The organism is Citrobacter sp. Cb023 (genome assembly GCF_030336805.1).
In the GTDB taxonomy this organism is placed as follows: domain Bacteria; phylum Pseudomonadota; class Gammaproteobacteria; order Enterobacterales; family Enterobacteriaceae; genus Citrobacter; species Citrobacter braakii.
The window spans coordinates 14,021-28,405 of sequence record NZ_JAOWCV010000034.1; the positions used below are offsets into that span (position 1 = coordinate 14,021).

The window sequence follows — 14,385 nt, forward strand, 5'->3', positions numbered from 1 at the left end:
CCCTTCACAGCGACTTTCCTGGACAGTCATCACAGTTCTTCGATACTCAACATGAGGTTACCGTCAGAAGGAAAGCTGTCATGCAAACCCCGTATTCCGTTGCTGATTATCTGCTGGACAGGCTGGCAGGCTGTGGTGTTGGCCATCTCTTTGGTGTGCCTGGCGATTATAATTTGCAGTTTCTTGACCACGTGATTGAACATCCCAGCGTACGTTGGGTCGGGTGTGCGAACGAGTTGAATGCGGCTTATGCTGCGGATGGCTATGCCCGGGTATCCGGGGTGGGGGCGCTGCTCACCACGTTTGGCGTAGGTGAGTTAAGCGCGATTAACGGTATCGCGGGAAGCTATGCGGAATATGTTCCTGTTTTGCATATTGTTGGCGCGCCCTGTCGTGGTGCCCAACGTCGCGGGGAGTTGATGCATCACACCCTTGGGGACGGTGATTTTCAGCATTTTTATCGTATGCAGCAGGCGGTGACGACGGCCAGCGCAGTGCTGGATGAACAAAACGCCTGTTATGAAATTGACCGCGTGCTGCGAACAATGCTCATCGAACGCAGACCGGGCTATCTGATGTTACCTGCTGATGTGGCAAAACAGCGGACCACGCCGCCGAATGACATCCTGATTGTTCCTCTGAGCGAGCCGGAAAGCAGCGTGGCAGAAGCGTTTCGCTACCATGCCCGCGAGCGGTTACTGGACAGCCCGCGCGTAGCGCTTCTGGCAGACGTTCTCGCGCAGCGCTTTGGCCTGCAGCCGGTATTGCAACGCTGGATGGCGGAAACGCCGATGGCCCACGCCACGTTGTTGATGGGCAAAGGGCTATTCGATGAGCGTCATCCGGCGTTTGTCGGCACCTACAGCGCTGGAGCCAGCAGCGACTATGTACGTCAGGCGATAGAAGATGCCGACACGATAGTATGTGTTGGCACACAATTTGTTGACACTTTGACCGCCGGGTTTACGCAACAGTTACCACAGGAGCGCACGATTGAGGTGCAGCCACATGCCTCACGGATTGGAAACCGTTGGTTTAACGTCCCGATGGAGCAGGCGGTAACCACCTTGCGGGAGCTGTGTCTGGAGATGTCCTTTTCACTGCCGCCAGAACGCCCGCCAGTTAGGCGTATTCAGGTTGAGAAGGGACCTCTGACGCAGGAAAATTTCTGGCATACGGTGCAGCAGTATCTGGCGCCCAATGACATTATCCTCGTCGACCAGGGGACCGCTGCATTTGGCGCGGCTGCGCTCACGCTACCCGGTGGAGCGGAGGTGCTGGTTCAGCCGCTGTGGGGGTCTATCGGCTACGCGCTCCCGGCTGCATTTGGCGCGCAAACCGCCTGCCCGGACCGCCGGGTGATCCTGATTATTGGCGATGGTGCGGCGCAGCTCACCATTCAGGAACTGGGCTCTATGCTCAGAGACGGGCAATCTCCCGTTATTTTGCTGCTAAATAATGACGGCTATACCGTGGAGCGGGCTATACATGGGGCAAATCAGCGCTATAACGATATCGCTGCCTGGAACTGGACGCAGGTGCCGCAGGCGTTTCGTCGTGAATGTCAGGCGGAGTGCTGGCGTGTGGAGCAGGCGGTACAACTGGAAGAAGTGCTGGCCCGTTTGTCCCATCCGCAACGATTGTCGTTAATTGAGGTGGTACTACCGAAAGCCGATCTTCCTGAGCTATTGCGCACGGTGACCCGTGCGCTGGAAACGCGTAACGGAGGCTAACTACTTATCGGTACGCTCGGCGATCATCATCGGTTTGCCCGCCAGCAGCAGCCAGGCGGGCAGCATGACGATGCACAGCAGCGGCAGCAGGGTGGAATCTGGCACCACCACTGCTGCCATAAACAGGCTCAGCCAGGCGTCACGGGTGACGACCAGCACCAGTCCAAGAATCGCGCAGGAGACGGTAATGGCCGCTGGCACCGCTTCAACGTGGGCGTGCAGCATCAGGCCAAGCGCGACCCCAACGAATACTGCCGGGAAAATTCGCCCGCCCCGAAAACCACTCGCAGCTGCAACCACTAATGCCGCCAATTTGATCACGGCGAGCATGAAATAATCCGATGCTCCCAGCGTCTGGCTAAATGCCATTTGCTGCATTTCGTCCAGTCCTTTAAACAAGGTAAGCGGTCCGCCGAAAACGCCTAAAATGCCGAGGATTAAGCCGCCAGCCCCAAGAATCAGGACCGGGTGTTTCAATCGATGTATTAAATGGTGTAAACGCGGCAGACACCAGACAGCCACCATCCCGGCGGCAATGGCGATGGCGGCAACGACCGCACCGCTGAGGATATCGATCACATGCATCTGCGTGTAGTGCGCGATGGGCAGTGAAAAATGGGGGTGAAAAAACAGACTGGTGGTCAGCGAGCCCGCGGCGGCGGCCATTAACGGTGCAAACAGGCGATCCCACAAAGGAACATTGTCCGAGCTATTCAGCGTTTGTGAAAAGACCAGCGCGGCGGCAACGGGGGTGCCAAATAGCGCGCCGATGGTGCCGGCAGAGGCGAGGATGGTCCAGTCCAGCTTAGCAATGCGGGGAAACATACGGCTGCCGAGCGCCACAGCCAGTGCGATATTCACGGTCATGATCGGGTGTTCCGGACCCAAACTGACGCCACCTGCCAGGCCGAGGATGAGCGCTGCCAGCAAGCCCGGAATTGCTGAGGTGGGGACCGGCATTCCAATTAACGGCTCACAGGCAGGATCCGGTCCCGCGTGACCCTGGCTGTAGCGAATAACTAACCCGACCATGATCCCCGTGAGCGTCAGCATGCCGATAATCCACAGCGGAGAGTCCTGGGCAATACCGATGCTAACGGGCAGGCGTTCCCACAAAAATTGCTGTAAAACGGACGCCACTTTCATCACAACGATCAACACCAGGCTGGAGGCAATACCAATAATTAGCGCAGGAGTTGATAGCAAGAGCATCGTTCTGGCTCGTGGATGAAGCATATTCTATTCCTTAAAACAGAGTCATAGACATAGTTTGCACAGCCTGCGCAACCGCATCGCTGCAAATGGTGCTGAAACGATAAAGTAATTATGTGATCTGGATCGATTTTCCACGGGCATCAGCCTTCAGGGCGTTGTTGTTATGCCCCCATGAATTTACAGTGTGGCAAAGATTTATTCTGACTTTAGCGGAGCAGTGGAAGAATGACAAAATATGCTTTAGTAGGTGATGTTGGCGGCACCAACGCGCGTCTTGCTCTGTGCGACATTGCCAGCGGCGAGATTTCGCAGGCAAAAACCTATTCCGGGCTGGATTACCCAAGCCTCGAGGCGGTAGTACGCGTATACCTGGATGAGCATAGCGTCAGCGTTGAGGATGGTTGTATTGCCATTGCCTGTCCGATTACCGGTGACTGGGTGGCAATGACCAACCATACCTGGGCATTCTCTATTGCTGAGATGAAAAAAAATCTGGGCTTCAGCCATCTGGAAATCATCAATGATTTCACCGCCGTGTCGATGGCGATCCCGATGCTGAAGAAAGAGCATTTGATCCAGTTTGGCGGTGCGGAACCTGTTGAAGGCAAACCGATTGCTGTCTATGGCGCAGGTACCGGACTCGGCGTGGCGCATTTGGTGCATGTAGATAAACGCTGGGTGAGCTTGCCTGGTGAAGGCGGTCACGTGGATTTTGCGCCTAACAGCGAAGAAGAAGGGATTATCCTTGAGGTCCTGCGTGCGGAAATTGGTCACGTTTCCGCAGAGCGCGTACTGTCAGGTCCGGGGCTGGTTAATCTGTATCGCGCCATCGTCAAATCAGACGGGCGCCTGCCGGAAAATCTGCAGCCGAAGGATATCACCGGGCGTGCGCTGGCTGATTCCTGTATCGACTGTCGTCGCGCGCTGTCGCTGTTCTGCGTCATCATGGGGCGTTTTGGCGGCGATCTGGCGTTAACGCTGGGCACGTTTGGCGGTGTGTACATCGCTGGCGGCATCGTACCGCGCTTCCTCGACTTCTTTAAAGCTTCGGGTTTCCGTGGTGGTTTTGAAGATAAGGGGCGTTTTAAAGCCTACGTACAGGATATTCCGGTATATCTGATCGTGCATGATAACCCGGGCCTGCTTGGTTCCGGTGCGCATCTGCGCCAGACGCTGGGCCATATTTTGTAAGACCAACGCCGGACGGTGCACAGCGCTTATCCGGCTTACATATATCCCGCAAAACCGCGTTTATTACGCGGTTTTTTTATGCCTGCCGCCCGCCTTTCCGACCTTCGTCACATTTCCGAATGGCGGGATTATTTGTCCAGTAAAAGCATTATTTGTCTGATAACGGTCGTTACTTTCCCCGGACCATAATTTCACTCGTTAACTATTACGAGGAAATGATTATGAGCAAAAAACTGATTGCCGTTTGCGCGTGCCCAATGGGGCTGGCCCATACCTTTATGGCGGCTCAGGCGCTGGAAGAAGCCGCGGTTGAAGCGGGTTATGAAGTGAAAATTGAAACCCAGGGTGCGGACGGAATTCAAAATCGCCTGACGGCGCAGGATATCGCAGAGGCAACGTTGATCATCCATTCTGTTGCCGTTACTCCGGAAGATAACGAGCGTTTTGAGTCGCGTGACGTCTACGAAATTACGTTACAGGACGCGATAAAAAATGCAGCCGGCATCATCAAAGAGATCGAAGAGATGGTTGCCGCTGAACAACAATAATCATCGACAGGGAATTACGTATGGCCATTAAAAAACGCAGTGCAACCGTTGTGCCTGGCGCATCTGGTGCGGCAGCGGCAATAAAAAATCCACCGGCCTCCCACAATAGCTTCTGGGGCGAACTTCCGCAGCATGTGATGTCGGGTATTTCGCGCATGGTACCGACGTTAATTATGGGCGGGGTAATTCTCGCCTTCTCGCAACTGATCGCCTATAGCTGGCTCGATATACCTGCTGACACCGGCATCATGGATGCACTGAACAGCGGAAAATTCAGCGGTTTTAATCTCTCATTACTGAAGTTTGCCTGGCTGTCGCAATCTTTTGGCGGCGTGCTGTTTGGTTTTGCTATTCCGATGTTTGCCGCGTTTGTCGCCAACTCTATCGGCGGTAAGCTGGCGTTTCCGGCGGGGTTCATTGGTGGACTGATGTCCACTCAGCCCACGCAGATACTGAATTTTGACCCAGCGACGCTGCAATGGGCAACCAGTGCCCCCGTCCCGTCAACCTTTATTGGCGCGCTGATTATCTCGATTGTCGCCGGGTATCTGGTGAAGTGGATGAACCAAAAAATCCAGTTGCCTGATTTCCTGCTGGCATTCAAAACCACCTTTTTACTGCCCATTCTTTCCGCGATCTTCGTCATGTTGGCGATGTATTACGTGATAACGCCGTTTGGCGGGTGGATCAACGGCGGAATTCGTTCTCTGCTGATGGCGGCTGGAGAGAAAGGCACGCTGATGTACGCGATGGGGATTTCTGCGGCAACGGCGATTGACCTCGGCGGTCCGATTAATAAAGCCGCAGGATTTGTCGCCTTCAGCTTTACTACCGATCACGTTCTGCCGGTAACCGCACGCTCTATTGCCATCGTGATTCCTCCAATTGGCCTCGGGTTGGCTACGCTTCTCGACCGGCGCTTAACCGGCAAACGCCTGTTCAACGCACAGCTCTACCCGCAAGGGAAAACGGCAATGTTCCTCGCGTTTATGGGCATCAGCGAAGGGGCGATCCCGTTCGCACTGGAAAGCCCCATCACGGCAATTCCATCCTATATGGTTGGCGCTATTGTCGGATCGACGGCTGCCGTCTGGCTGGGGGCGGTGCAGTGGTTCCCGGAATCGGCTATCTGGGCATGGCCGCTGGTCACTAACCTCGGCGTCTATATGGCGGGGATCCTGTTAGGTGCGGTGATTACGGCGCTGATGGTGGTGTTCCTGCGCAACATGATGTACCGCAAAGGTAAATTGCTGATTGAAAGCCTCTGATTAAAAGGATTGTGACCATGAGCTTACTTGCCTCGCTGCGTGACTGGCTAACGGCGCAACATCTCGATGCGGTGCTGCTGTCATCGCGGCAGAATAAACAGCCGCATATGGGGATCTCCAGCGGTTCAGGGTTTGTGTTTATCAGCCATCAAAGCGCGCATATCCTGGTCGACGCCCGTTACTACACCGATGTCGCTACACGTACTCAGGGCTATCAGATCCATCTACTTGATGGCGCGCAGACGCTGTATTCACGGGTGAATCACATTATTGCTGACGAAAGGATGCAGACGGTGGGATTTGAAGGCGAGCAGGTAAGCTGGAATACGGCGAATGGATGGTCGGGCAAACTGCGTGCCCGACTAGTGAGAGCCGTGCCGGATGTGCTCCGGCAGGTAAAAACGGCGCAGGAGATAGCCTGCATTCGCGAAGCCTGCCGGATAGCTGACCTTAGTGCTGAACATATTCGCCGCTTTATTCAACCCGGCCTCAGTGAGCGCGAAATCGCCGCTGAACTGGAGTGGTACATGCGCACGCGCGGTGCAGACAAACCCTCTTTTGACACCATTGTCGCCAGCGGCTGGCGCGGCGCGCTGCCGCACGGTAAAGCCAGCGACAAGCGTGTCGAGGCGGGTGAGTTCATCACGCTGGATTTTGGCGCGCAGTATCAGGGCTATTGTTCGGATATGACGAGAACCTTTCGCATCCCAGACGCAAACCAGCCAGCGCAAGAAAGCCCGCTGTTTTCCGTGTATCAGATTGTCCTGGCGGCGCAGCGTGCGGCGGTGGCGGCAATTCGACCAGGTCGGCGTTGCCATGAGGTTGACGCCGCAGCCAGGCGGGTCATTACGCAGGCGGGCTATGGTGATGAGTTTGGTCACAATACCGGACACGCTATCGGCATTGAGGTGCATGAAAATCCCCGTTTTTCCCCCACCGACGCGACGCCTCTGGCGGCTGGCATGCTGCTCACCGTTGAGCCGGGTATTTATCTGCCGGGGCAGGGAGGCGTGCGTATTGAGGATGTGGTGCTGGTTACGCCAGACGGCGGCGAGGTGCTCTACACCATGGCGAAAACATTGTTACACACGGGAGAGGCGTAATGGACTTATCGCTACTGAAGGCGCTGAGCGAGGCGGACGCGATCGCCTCTTCAGAACAGGAAGTGCGTCAGATCCTGCTTGAAGAGGCGGATCGTCTGCATAAAGAGGTGCGCTTTGACGGCCTGGGATCGGTGCTGATCCGTCTGAATGAATCAACCGGTCCGAAGGTAATGATCTGCGCGCATATGGATGAAGTGGGATTTATTGTGCGCAGTATTTCCAGCGAAGGGGCGATCGATGTATTGCCGGTGGGAAATGTGCGTATGGCGGCCAGGCAATTGCAGCCGGTGCGGATCACCACCCGTGAAGAGAGCAAAATTCCCGGTCTGCTCGACGGAGTGCGCAGCGGTAATGACGTCAGTGCGCTGCAGGTGGACATTGGCGCGCGGTCTTATGACGAGGTACTTCAGGCCGGCGTACGCCCTGGCGATCGCGTCACCTTTGACACGACGTTTCAGGTTTTGCCGCACCAGCGAGTCATGGGCAAAGCCTTTGATGATCGACTTGGATGTTATTTGCTGGTGGCGCTGCTGCGCGAATGGCATAACGCCATTCTCCCATGTGAGGTCTGGCTGGTGGCCAGTTCCAGTGAAGAAGTGGGACTGCGCGGAGGACAAACAGCAGCACGTGCGGTCGCCCCGGATGTGGCGATCGTGCTGGATACCGCCTGCTGGGCCAAAAACTTTGATCATGGTGCGGCCAACCATCGGCAGATTGGTAATGGCCCGATGCTGGTGTTAAGCGATAAATCGCTGATTGCCTCGCCAAAGCTGACCGCGTGGGTTGAAAGCGTGGCCACCGATGCGGGCATTACCCTGCAGCTTGACATGTTCAGTAACGGCGGCACTGACGGCGGGGCGGTGCACGTAAGCGGCACGGGGATCCCCACGGTTGTCATGGGGCCAGCTACGCGGCATGGACACTGCGCGGCGTCGATTGCCGACTGCCGTGACATCATCCAGACGCAGCAGTTGTTGTCGGCTCTTCTTTCACATCTTACGTGCGAAACCGTGGTTCATCTGACGGATTTCAGGTGCTGATTTCGCGCTAATCAGGAGTTGTTATGCTAACGATTCAATTTCTTTGCCCGCTACCCAATGGCCTGCATGCGCGTCCGGCGTGGGAGCTGAAAGAGCAGTGCAGCCAGTGGCAAAGTGAGGTGATATTTCTTAACCATCGCCAGAACGCCAGAGCAGATGCGAAAAGTTCGCTGGCGCTGATTGGCACCGGGACGCTGTTTAATGACAGTTGTAGCTTAACCATCACCGGTCGCGATGAAGAACAGGCCCGACGAGCGCTAGAGGAGTACCTCCTGCACCGGTTTATTGACAGCGACAGCGTTCAGCCGACGCCAGCGGAACTGGCGGCGCATCCGTTGCCACGTTCGCTGATTCGCCTCAACCCAGACCTTCTTTATGGCACCGTGCTGGCAGGAGGCGTGGGGGCAGGTTCGCTCACGCTTTGGCAGAGCGATAATCTGGAAAGCTATCGCGCGATTGCGCCGAGTGCGGAAGACAATACCCGGCTGGAGCATAGTCTGGCGACGCTTGCCGAACAGCTCAATCAACAACTGCGCGAGCGTGAGGGTGAGAGTAAAACCATCCTCAGCGCCCATCTGTCTCTGATTCAGGACGACGAGTTTGCCGGGAATATTCGTCGCTTAATGCTGGAGCAGCATCTGGGGTTAGGGGCGGCGATTATCGCCAATATGGAGCAGGTGTGCGACAAGCTGTCGGCCTCCGGTAGCGATTACCTGCGCGAGCGCGTTAGCGATATCCGTGATATCAGCGAACAGCTGCTGCACATCACCTGGCCTGAAAGACGTCCGCGCAATGCGCTGGTGCTGAATAAGCCGACGATTCTGGTCGCTGAGGATTTGACGCCCAGCCAGTTTTTAAGCCTCAATTTGCAGCATCTGTCAGGCATGATCCTGGAGAAAACAGGGCGCACATCGCACACCCTGATCCTTGCTCGCGCGTCGGCTATACCGGTGCTTAGCGGCTTGCCGCTGGAGGCCATTAGCCGCTATGCAGGCCAGCATGCGGTACTGGATGCCCGCTGTGGGGTACTGGCCATCAATCCAGACGATGCGGTTCGCGGTTATTACGCGATTGCGCAGAAGCTGGCCGATGAATGCCAGCGGCGGCAGGCGCTGGATGCCGCTCAGCCCGCGCTGACCAAAGATAATCAGCGTATTGACGTTGCAGCGAATATCGGTACCGCGCTGGAAGCGCCGGGGGCGTTTGCCAATGGCGCGGAAGGGATTGGGCTGTTTCGTACTGAAATGCTGTTTATGGACCGCGACAGCGCTCCCGACGAGCAGGAACAGTTTGAAGCCTACCAGCAGGTTTTATTGGCCGCGGGCGACAAGCCGGTTATCTTTCGCACCATGGATATTGGGGGGGATAAAAATATCCGTTACCTCAATATTCCGCAGGAAGAGAATCCGTTCCTGGGCTACCGCGCGGTGCGAATTTATCCAGAGTTTGCTGGATTGTTTCGCACGCAGCTGCGCGCCATCTTACGTGCGGCAACCTTCGGCAATGCGCAACTGATGATCCCAATGGTGCACAGCCTTGACCAGATTTTGTGGGTAAAAAGCGAACTGCAAAAAGCGCTGGTGGCACTGAAAGCCGACGGTTTACGCCATGCTCCGACAATTTCATTGGGGATTATGGTTGAAGTGCCGTCGGTGTGTTACATCATCGACCATTTCTGCGATGAGGTGGATTTCTTCAGTATTGGTTCAAACGACATGACCCAGTACCTGTACGCCGTCGATCGTAATAACCCGCGCGTTTCGCCGTTGTACAACCCGATTACGCCGTCGTTCCTGCGAATGTTGCAGCAGATTGTCCGCGTGGCGCACGAACGCGGTAAATGGGTGGGCATTTGCGGCGAACTGGGGGGCGAAGGACGCTATTTACCGCTGCTACTGGGCTTAGGACTCGACGAGCTGAGCATGAGCAGTCCACGTATTCCGGCGGTGAAAAGTCAGCTTCGTCAACTGGAGGGCCAGGCATGCCGTGAACTTGCCATACGGGCCTGTGAGTGCCGTAGCGCTCAAGAGATAGAAGATCTGCTCAACCAGTTTGCACCGCAGAAAGACGTGCGTCCGCTACTGGCGCGGGAGAACATCTTTGTTGGTGAATCTCTGAGTAACAAAGAGCAGGTGATTCAGTTTCTGTGCGGCAATCTGGGTGTTAATGGGCGAACTGAACATCCGTTTGAACTGGAGGAAGATATCTGGCAGCGCGAAGAGATAGTCACCACTGCTGTCGGTTTTGGTGTGGCTATTCCGCACACTAAGTCCCAGTGGATCCGCCATTCCAGTATCAGTATTGCCCGGCTTGCTCATCCCGTTGACTGGCAGTCAGAGATGGGCGAAGTGGAACTGGTTATCATGCTGACGCTGGGGGCTGATGAAGGCATTAACCACGTGAAGGTCTTCTCGCAGCTGGCGCGTAAGCTGGTGAACAAGCCGTTCCGCCAGTCGTTGTTTGCCGCTGAAAATGCCGACAGTATTCTCGCGTTGCTGGAGGCGGAACTGACGTTTTAAGCTTCACTGAAAGAGCGCTCCCCAGCCTGCGACGATCTGGTTGCAGGCTGGATGAACGCGACCGGAAAGCGACATCATCAATGCGGCGCGTTTGGCACCGGCAGTTTCCCGGCTCTTAAGAGCGTCATTTCTTGCTTGCAGAGCAGAACCACCGCCTGGCGAGCTTTAACACGGCGGGAGGTAAGGGCTCTTTTCACGGTCTGACGATCCGCACCTGATTCCAGCATCTGAAAACACATCAGGGAGAGCGCACGTCTGTTTTTCATCGCATATTCACTTTATTGAGTAAGCCTGCAGGGGGAGCTACATGCCGTTATTTTACAACGATGCAAACGGATATTACTAACCTGTTGGTGTTGTCTCACTTAACGTGCTGACTGAAAACGTACGCTGTACTCTCCCGGAGTCAGGCCAAACTGACGTCGGAACAGGCGGCAGAAATAATTACTGTCCTGATACCCGCACCGCTGTGCGACTTCGCTAATCGACAGATGGTATTTCTGTAAGATGATGCGCGCCTTCGCCATTCTGACCCACCGCAGGTACTCGACGAACCCCATGGTGCCGTGCTGGGCAAACACTTTTGACAGGTGGTTGGGCGTGATATTAAAAAACTGCGCTACGCTTTCCCGGGTCAGCGGTTGGGCATAGTTATCCTGCACCCAGTTACACATACTGTGATAGAGAAATTCAGCGCGCGGACGCTCTGTGTCAGGGCGGGTATTCACCACGCTACGACACAGATGCAGCAGGCTAAGCACCAGCGGCTGAATAATATCCTGGGCCTGAGGAGAGCGGCTTAAATGGGTTAATGCGGTGAGCATCGCCTCGCCTTCGCCGCGCTGCGGATGTGGTAACTCAATACGGCGGATCGGACGTAACAGCGATGCCGTTCGATTATCGTAAAAAGAGAGCCCCAGCCAGGCCGGAGAAAACACCAGACTCAATAGCATCACGGGTTTATCGCTACCGGGCAAATTCGCCGCTTTCGCCGGGATAAACAGCATGTCGCCTTCAGGCAGGCTATGCTGCTGTTTTTCCAGTTGATTACTGTATTCGCCACGCAGCACGATATCGAGGCGCGGAAGGTCAATACATAAACTGCCGGACGGAAACGTGGGGGGCTGGGTCGCGAACCACACGCGGCCAAGACGCTGCGGGTTCAATACCAGGCCGCTGAACAGATCGGCGAAAAACTGTTGGTCTGCGGGGAGGCCTGGCTCTTTCATCGCTCTTTCTCTGCGCTATAAGTGCATTAACTGCCTGAACTCTTTCACTTTACTCCGACTCACCGGGATTTCAAATTCCAGATCTTTTAAGCGCAAAATGTAGGTGTTGTTAAACCAGGGTTCGATCTCGCGGATTTTATTCAGATTCACACAGAACGAGCGGTGGCAGCGGAAGAAATGCGAAGCAGGCAATTTGCTGCAAAATTCAGTGATGTTCATTGGCATCACATACGATTCGCGCCGGGTGTAGACAAACGTCATCTTTTCATGGGCTTCTGCGTAGTAGATGTCGTTGATCGGGGTCACGATGATCCGCTCATCTTTGATCAGATTGATCGTATCGTTTTCGCGGGTCACCGGACTGGCAGGCGAGGTTCCCGTTTGCTGTTGCTGCCAGGCGGCTTCCAGCTTTTGCAGCATGCCGACGATGCGTGATTCCTGATACGGCTTCAGGATGTAGTCAAAGGCCTCCAGTTCAAAGGCTTCAACAGCGTGCTCTTTCCACGCGGTAATAAAGACAATAAAGGGCTTGTGCGCGAACTGGCTGATGTTTTGCGCCAACAGGACGCCATCCAGCGAGGGAATATTGATATCCAGAAAAATGGCGTCAACGCGGTTGTGCTGGAGGTATTTCAGCACGTCCAGACCGTCGTCAAATGTGCCGACAATCTCCATCTGGCTGTGCTCTTTTATCAGCCAGCTAAGTTCCTGTTGGGCCAGGAATTCATCTTCAACAATGATGACTTTCACGACTTCACTCCTGGTTAAAGCAACAATGTGGCCGGTGCGGCTGCGGGCGAGTGCTGATTAGGCACATAAAAGGCAATCTCAGTGCCTGGCTCCAGACGGCGGATATGGAGGCCCTCGCCGTAGAGCAGCTTAACGCGATGATGCACATTCAACAGACCAATTTTATTGCCCGGCATTTCATTGGATTCGACCCGTTCAATCACTTTTGGATCGATGCCGTGGCCCGTATCCCGCACGGCAATCCGTACCCGATTACCGCACTCCGCAACGCTGATGGTGACCACCCCTTTTCCTTTGCAGGGCTGAATCCCATGGACGATAGCGTTCTCTACCAGCGGCTGAATCAGCAGGCTGGGAATATAACAGCTTACCTCTTCATCGATATCATAAATAACCGTCAGCTTGTCGCCAAAACGGGCCTGTTCGATGGCGATGTAATCCTTGATTTGATACAGCTCTTTTTTGATGTCGATCTGCTCATCGTCTTTTAATTCAATATTATAGCGAAGATAGCGCGATAAATTAAAAATCAGCTGGCGCGCAGTGTCTGGATTCAGCCGCACCGACGATGAAATTGCGTTCAGGGCGTTAAACAGGAAATGGGGATTTATTTTACTTTGTAGCGCACGCAGCTCTGCCTTATTTGCCATTTCGCGTAGCTGCTCCGCCCGGGAGACTTCCAACTGAGTCGAGATAATTTGCGACAGGCCGATGGCCATTTCTTGTAGCGAGGAGGTTATCTGGTGGGCGTGACAGTAGTAGATTTTTAGCGTACCGGTGACAACACCTTTCTCCCAAAGCGGAATCACCAGCATGGAGTGTATTTCCGGCGTACGGTGCGCTTCATCATTGTTTTTAATGATGATTTTTCCGTAATTGATCGCCTGTTGCGTAGTCGGACTGACGAAATCATCATTATCGCGGTAGTTAAGTTCACCCACGCCAACGTAGGCCAGCACGTGCTGGGTGTTGGTAATAGCGACGGCATCAGCATGGATATCATGGCGAATAATTTCGCACACCTGGCGAAGCGATTCGCTATTGACCTGGCGAAAAAGCGGCAGAGTTTTGTTGGCGATATCCAGAGCCAGCTTAGCCTGCTTCGCGGCGCTGGCTTCTTTCTCGCCTTCCACGCTTTGCACCAGCATGACGATAAAACCAATGCAGACACTACCAAGAATCATTGGGATGCCGATCTTCGAGACGATATCCAGCCCCAGTTCGGTGGTGGGCGCCCAGGCGACGACGAGGATCATGGTCAGAGATTCGCACAGCATTCCGCCTAAAATACCCGCACGCCAGTGCTGCGCTTTGGGGATCCTACGGTTGATCCAGCCGGCAATGCAGCCTGCCAGAATGCTGGTGATAAAGCAGGGCAGGGCGGTTACGCCGCCGATGTCGATCAGGTAGCGGTGGGTGCCCGCGATCAGGCCTGTAATGATACCGACCCAGGGACCGAACAGAATTCCCCCTGACATGACGGCGATAATACGTACGTTAACCAGTGAGCCTTCAACCGGTACGCCGGACCAGGTACTGAACAGGGCAAACATTGAGAAAATCGCGGTAACGGCGAGCAGCTCTTTCGGGGAGTGGGCAGACTTGTGCAACAGTTCGCGAAACAGGCGGATACGAATCAGGAAAAACAGACAGAACAGCATCAGCGCTGCCCGGTCGAATACCGCCAGCAGCATATTGAATATTTCGTGCACGGGTGACTCTTGCGCAAGGGTTAAACCTCTATGATAGGTAACCTGAGGCTGGATGACCAGCACCCGCGCAGCCTGTG

Annotated in this window: 12 protein-coding genes; 7 read left to right on the forward strand and 5 right to left on the reverse strand. The window is 54.9% G+C overall.

Annotation, left to right across the window (positions count from 1 at the left end; translation table 11 throughout):
• The first annotated feature begins 80 nt into the window (after window positions 1-80).
• On the forward strand, window positions 81-1,733 hold the full coding sequence (locus tag OGW44_RS10360; protein WP_047358784.1) for an alpha-keto acid decarboxylase family protein: 1,653 nt from the start codon (window positions 81-83) through the stop codon (window positions 1,731-1,733).
• Here the strand turns inward: OGW44_RS10360 and OGW44_RS10365 are convergent, their stop codons facing one another.
• Window positions 1,734-2,969, reverse strand: coding sequence for an ion channel protein (locus OGW44_RS10365; RefSeq protein ID WP_185654983.1), 1,236 nt, complete (start codon window positions 2,967-2,969; stop codon window positions 1,734-1,736).
• A gap of 204 nt (window positions 2,970-3,173) precedes the next feature.
• On the opposite strand from OGW44_RS10365, the gene glk reads away from it, so the two are divergent.
• From glk to ptsP, 6 genes are all read left to right on the forward strand, one after another.
• Complete coding sequence (gene glk / locus OGW44_RS10370) at window positions 3,174-4,139, forward strand: glucokinase (RefSeq protein ID WP_016153902.1); 966 nt, start codon at window positions 3,174-3,176, stop codon at window positions 4,137-4,139.
• A gap of 221 nt (window positions 4,140-4,360) precedes the next feature.
• A complete protein-coding gene (locus OGW44_RS10375; protein WP_003028254.1) occupies window positions 4,361-4,687 on the forward strand; it encodes a PTS fructose transporter subunit IIB in 327 nt (108 codons plus the stop codon).
• Window positions 4,688-4,707: 20 nt separating this feature from the next.
• Window positions 4,708-5,955 carry a PTS fructose transporter subunit IIC gene (locus OGW44_RS10380; protein WP_137380934.1) on the forward strand — a complete coding sequence of 416 codons (1,248 nt, stop codon included), beginning with the start codon at window positions 4,708-4,710 and terminating at the stop codon, window positions 5,953-5,955.
• A 17-nt stretch (window positions 5,956-5,972) separates the two neighbouring features.
• Window positions 5,973-7,058, forward strand: coding sequence for an aminopeptidase (ypdF, locus tag OGW44_RS10385; RefSeq protein ID WP_278085780.1), 1,086 nt, complete (start codon window positions 5,973-5,975; stop codon window positions 7,056-7,058).
• Complete coding sequence (gene ypdE / locus OGW44_RS10390) at window positions 7,058-8,098, forward strand: aminopeptidase (RefSeq protein WP_016153899.1); 1,041 nt, start codon at window positions 7,058-7,060, stop codon at window positions 8,096-8,098. The genes ypdF and ypdE overlap by 1 nt, the downstream gene beginning before the upstream one ends.
• Window positions 8,099-8,121: 23 nt before the next feature.
• Complete coding sequence (gene ptsP / locus OGW44_RS10395; protein ID WP_053389664.1) at window positions 8,122-10,617, forward strand: phosphoenolpyruvate--protein phosphotransferase; 2,496 nt, start codon at window positions 8,122-8,124, stop codon at window positions 10,615-10,617.
• A 77-nt stretch (window positions 10,618-10,694) separates the two neighbouring features.
• Here ptsP and OGW44_RS10400 read toward each other — a convergent pair whose 3' ends face one another.
• The 4 genes from OGW44_RS10400 to OGW44_RS10415 all read right to left on the reverse strand — a co-directional run bounded on the left by OGW44_RS10400 (window position 10,695) and on the right by OGW44_RS10415 (window position 14,308).
• Window positions 10,695-10,883: a hypothetical protein gene (locus OGW44_RS10400; protein ID WP_032931709.1), complete on the reverse strand. Its 189-nt coding sequence runs from the start codon at window positions 10,881-10,883 to the stop codon at window positions 10,695-10,697.
• Between the two features lie 99 nt (window positions 10,884-10,982).
• Entirely contained in the window at window positions 10,983-11,846 is an 864-nt protein-coding gene (locus tag OGW44_RS10405; RefSeq protein ID WP_075847698.1) for an AraC family transcriptional regulator, read from the reverse strand.
• Window positions 11,847-11,861: 15 nt separating this feature from the next.
• Entirely contained in the window at window positions 11,862-12,596 is a 735-nt protein-coding gene (ypdB, locus tag OGW44_RS10410) for a two-component system response regulator YpdB (RefSeq protein ID WP_016153896.1), read from the reverse strand.
• A 14-nt stretch (window positions 12,597-12,610) separates the two neighbouring features.
• Window positions 12,611-14,308, reverse strand: coding sequence for a sensor histidine kinase (locus OGW44_RS10415; RefSeq protein ID WP_029139619.1), 1,698 nt, complete (start codon window positions 14,306-14,308; stop codon window positions 12,611-12,613).
• Window positions 14,309-14,385 lie beyond the last annotated feature (77 nt).

Excerpts from the sequence above, each read along its gene's own strand:
- ptsP (WP_053389664.1), top strand. The coding sequence starts at position 8,122 with ATGCTAACGATTCAATTTCTTTGCCCGCTACCCAATGGCCTGCATGCG.
- OGW44_RS10400 (WP_032931709.1), bottom strand. The coding sequence starts at position 10,883 with ATGAAAAACAGACGTGCGCTCTCCCTGATGTGTTTTCAGATGCTGGAA.
- OGW44_RS10380 (WP_137380934.1), top strand. The coding sequence starts at position 4,708 with ATGGCCATTAAAAAACGCAGTGCAACCGTTGTGCCTGGCGCATCTGGT.
- OGW44_RS10365 (WP_185654983.1), bottom strand. The coding sequence starts at position 2,969 with ATGCTTCATCCACGAGCCAGAACGATGCTCTTGCTATCAACTCCTGCG.
- OGW44_RS10360 (WP_047358784.1), top strand. The coding sequence starts at position 81 with ATGCAAACCCCGTATTCCGTTGCTGATTATCTGCTGGACAGGCTGGCA.
- OGW44_RS10375 (WP_003028254.1), top strand. The coding sequence starts at position 4,361 with ATGAGCAAAAAACTGATTGCCGTTTGCGCGTGCCCAATGGGGCTGGCC.
- ypdE (WP_016153899.1), top strand. The coding sequence starts at position 7,058 with ATGGACTTATCGCTACTGAAGGCGCTGAGCGAGGCGGACGCGATCGCC.
- ypdF (WP_278085780.1), top strand. The coding sequence starts at position 5,973 with ATGAGCTTACTTGCCTCGCTGCGTGACTGGCTAACGGCGCAACATCTC.
- glk (WP_016153902.1), top strand. The coding sequence starts at position 3,174 with ATGACAAAATATGCTTTAGTAGGTGATGTTGGCGGCACCAACGCGCGT.
- OGW44_RS10405 (WP_075847698.1), bottom strand. The coding sequence starts at position 11,846 with ATGAAAGAGCCAGGCCTCCCCGCAGACCAACAGTTTTTCGCCGATCTG.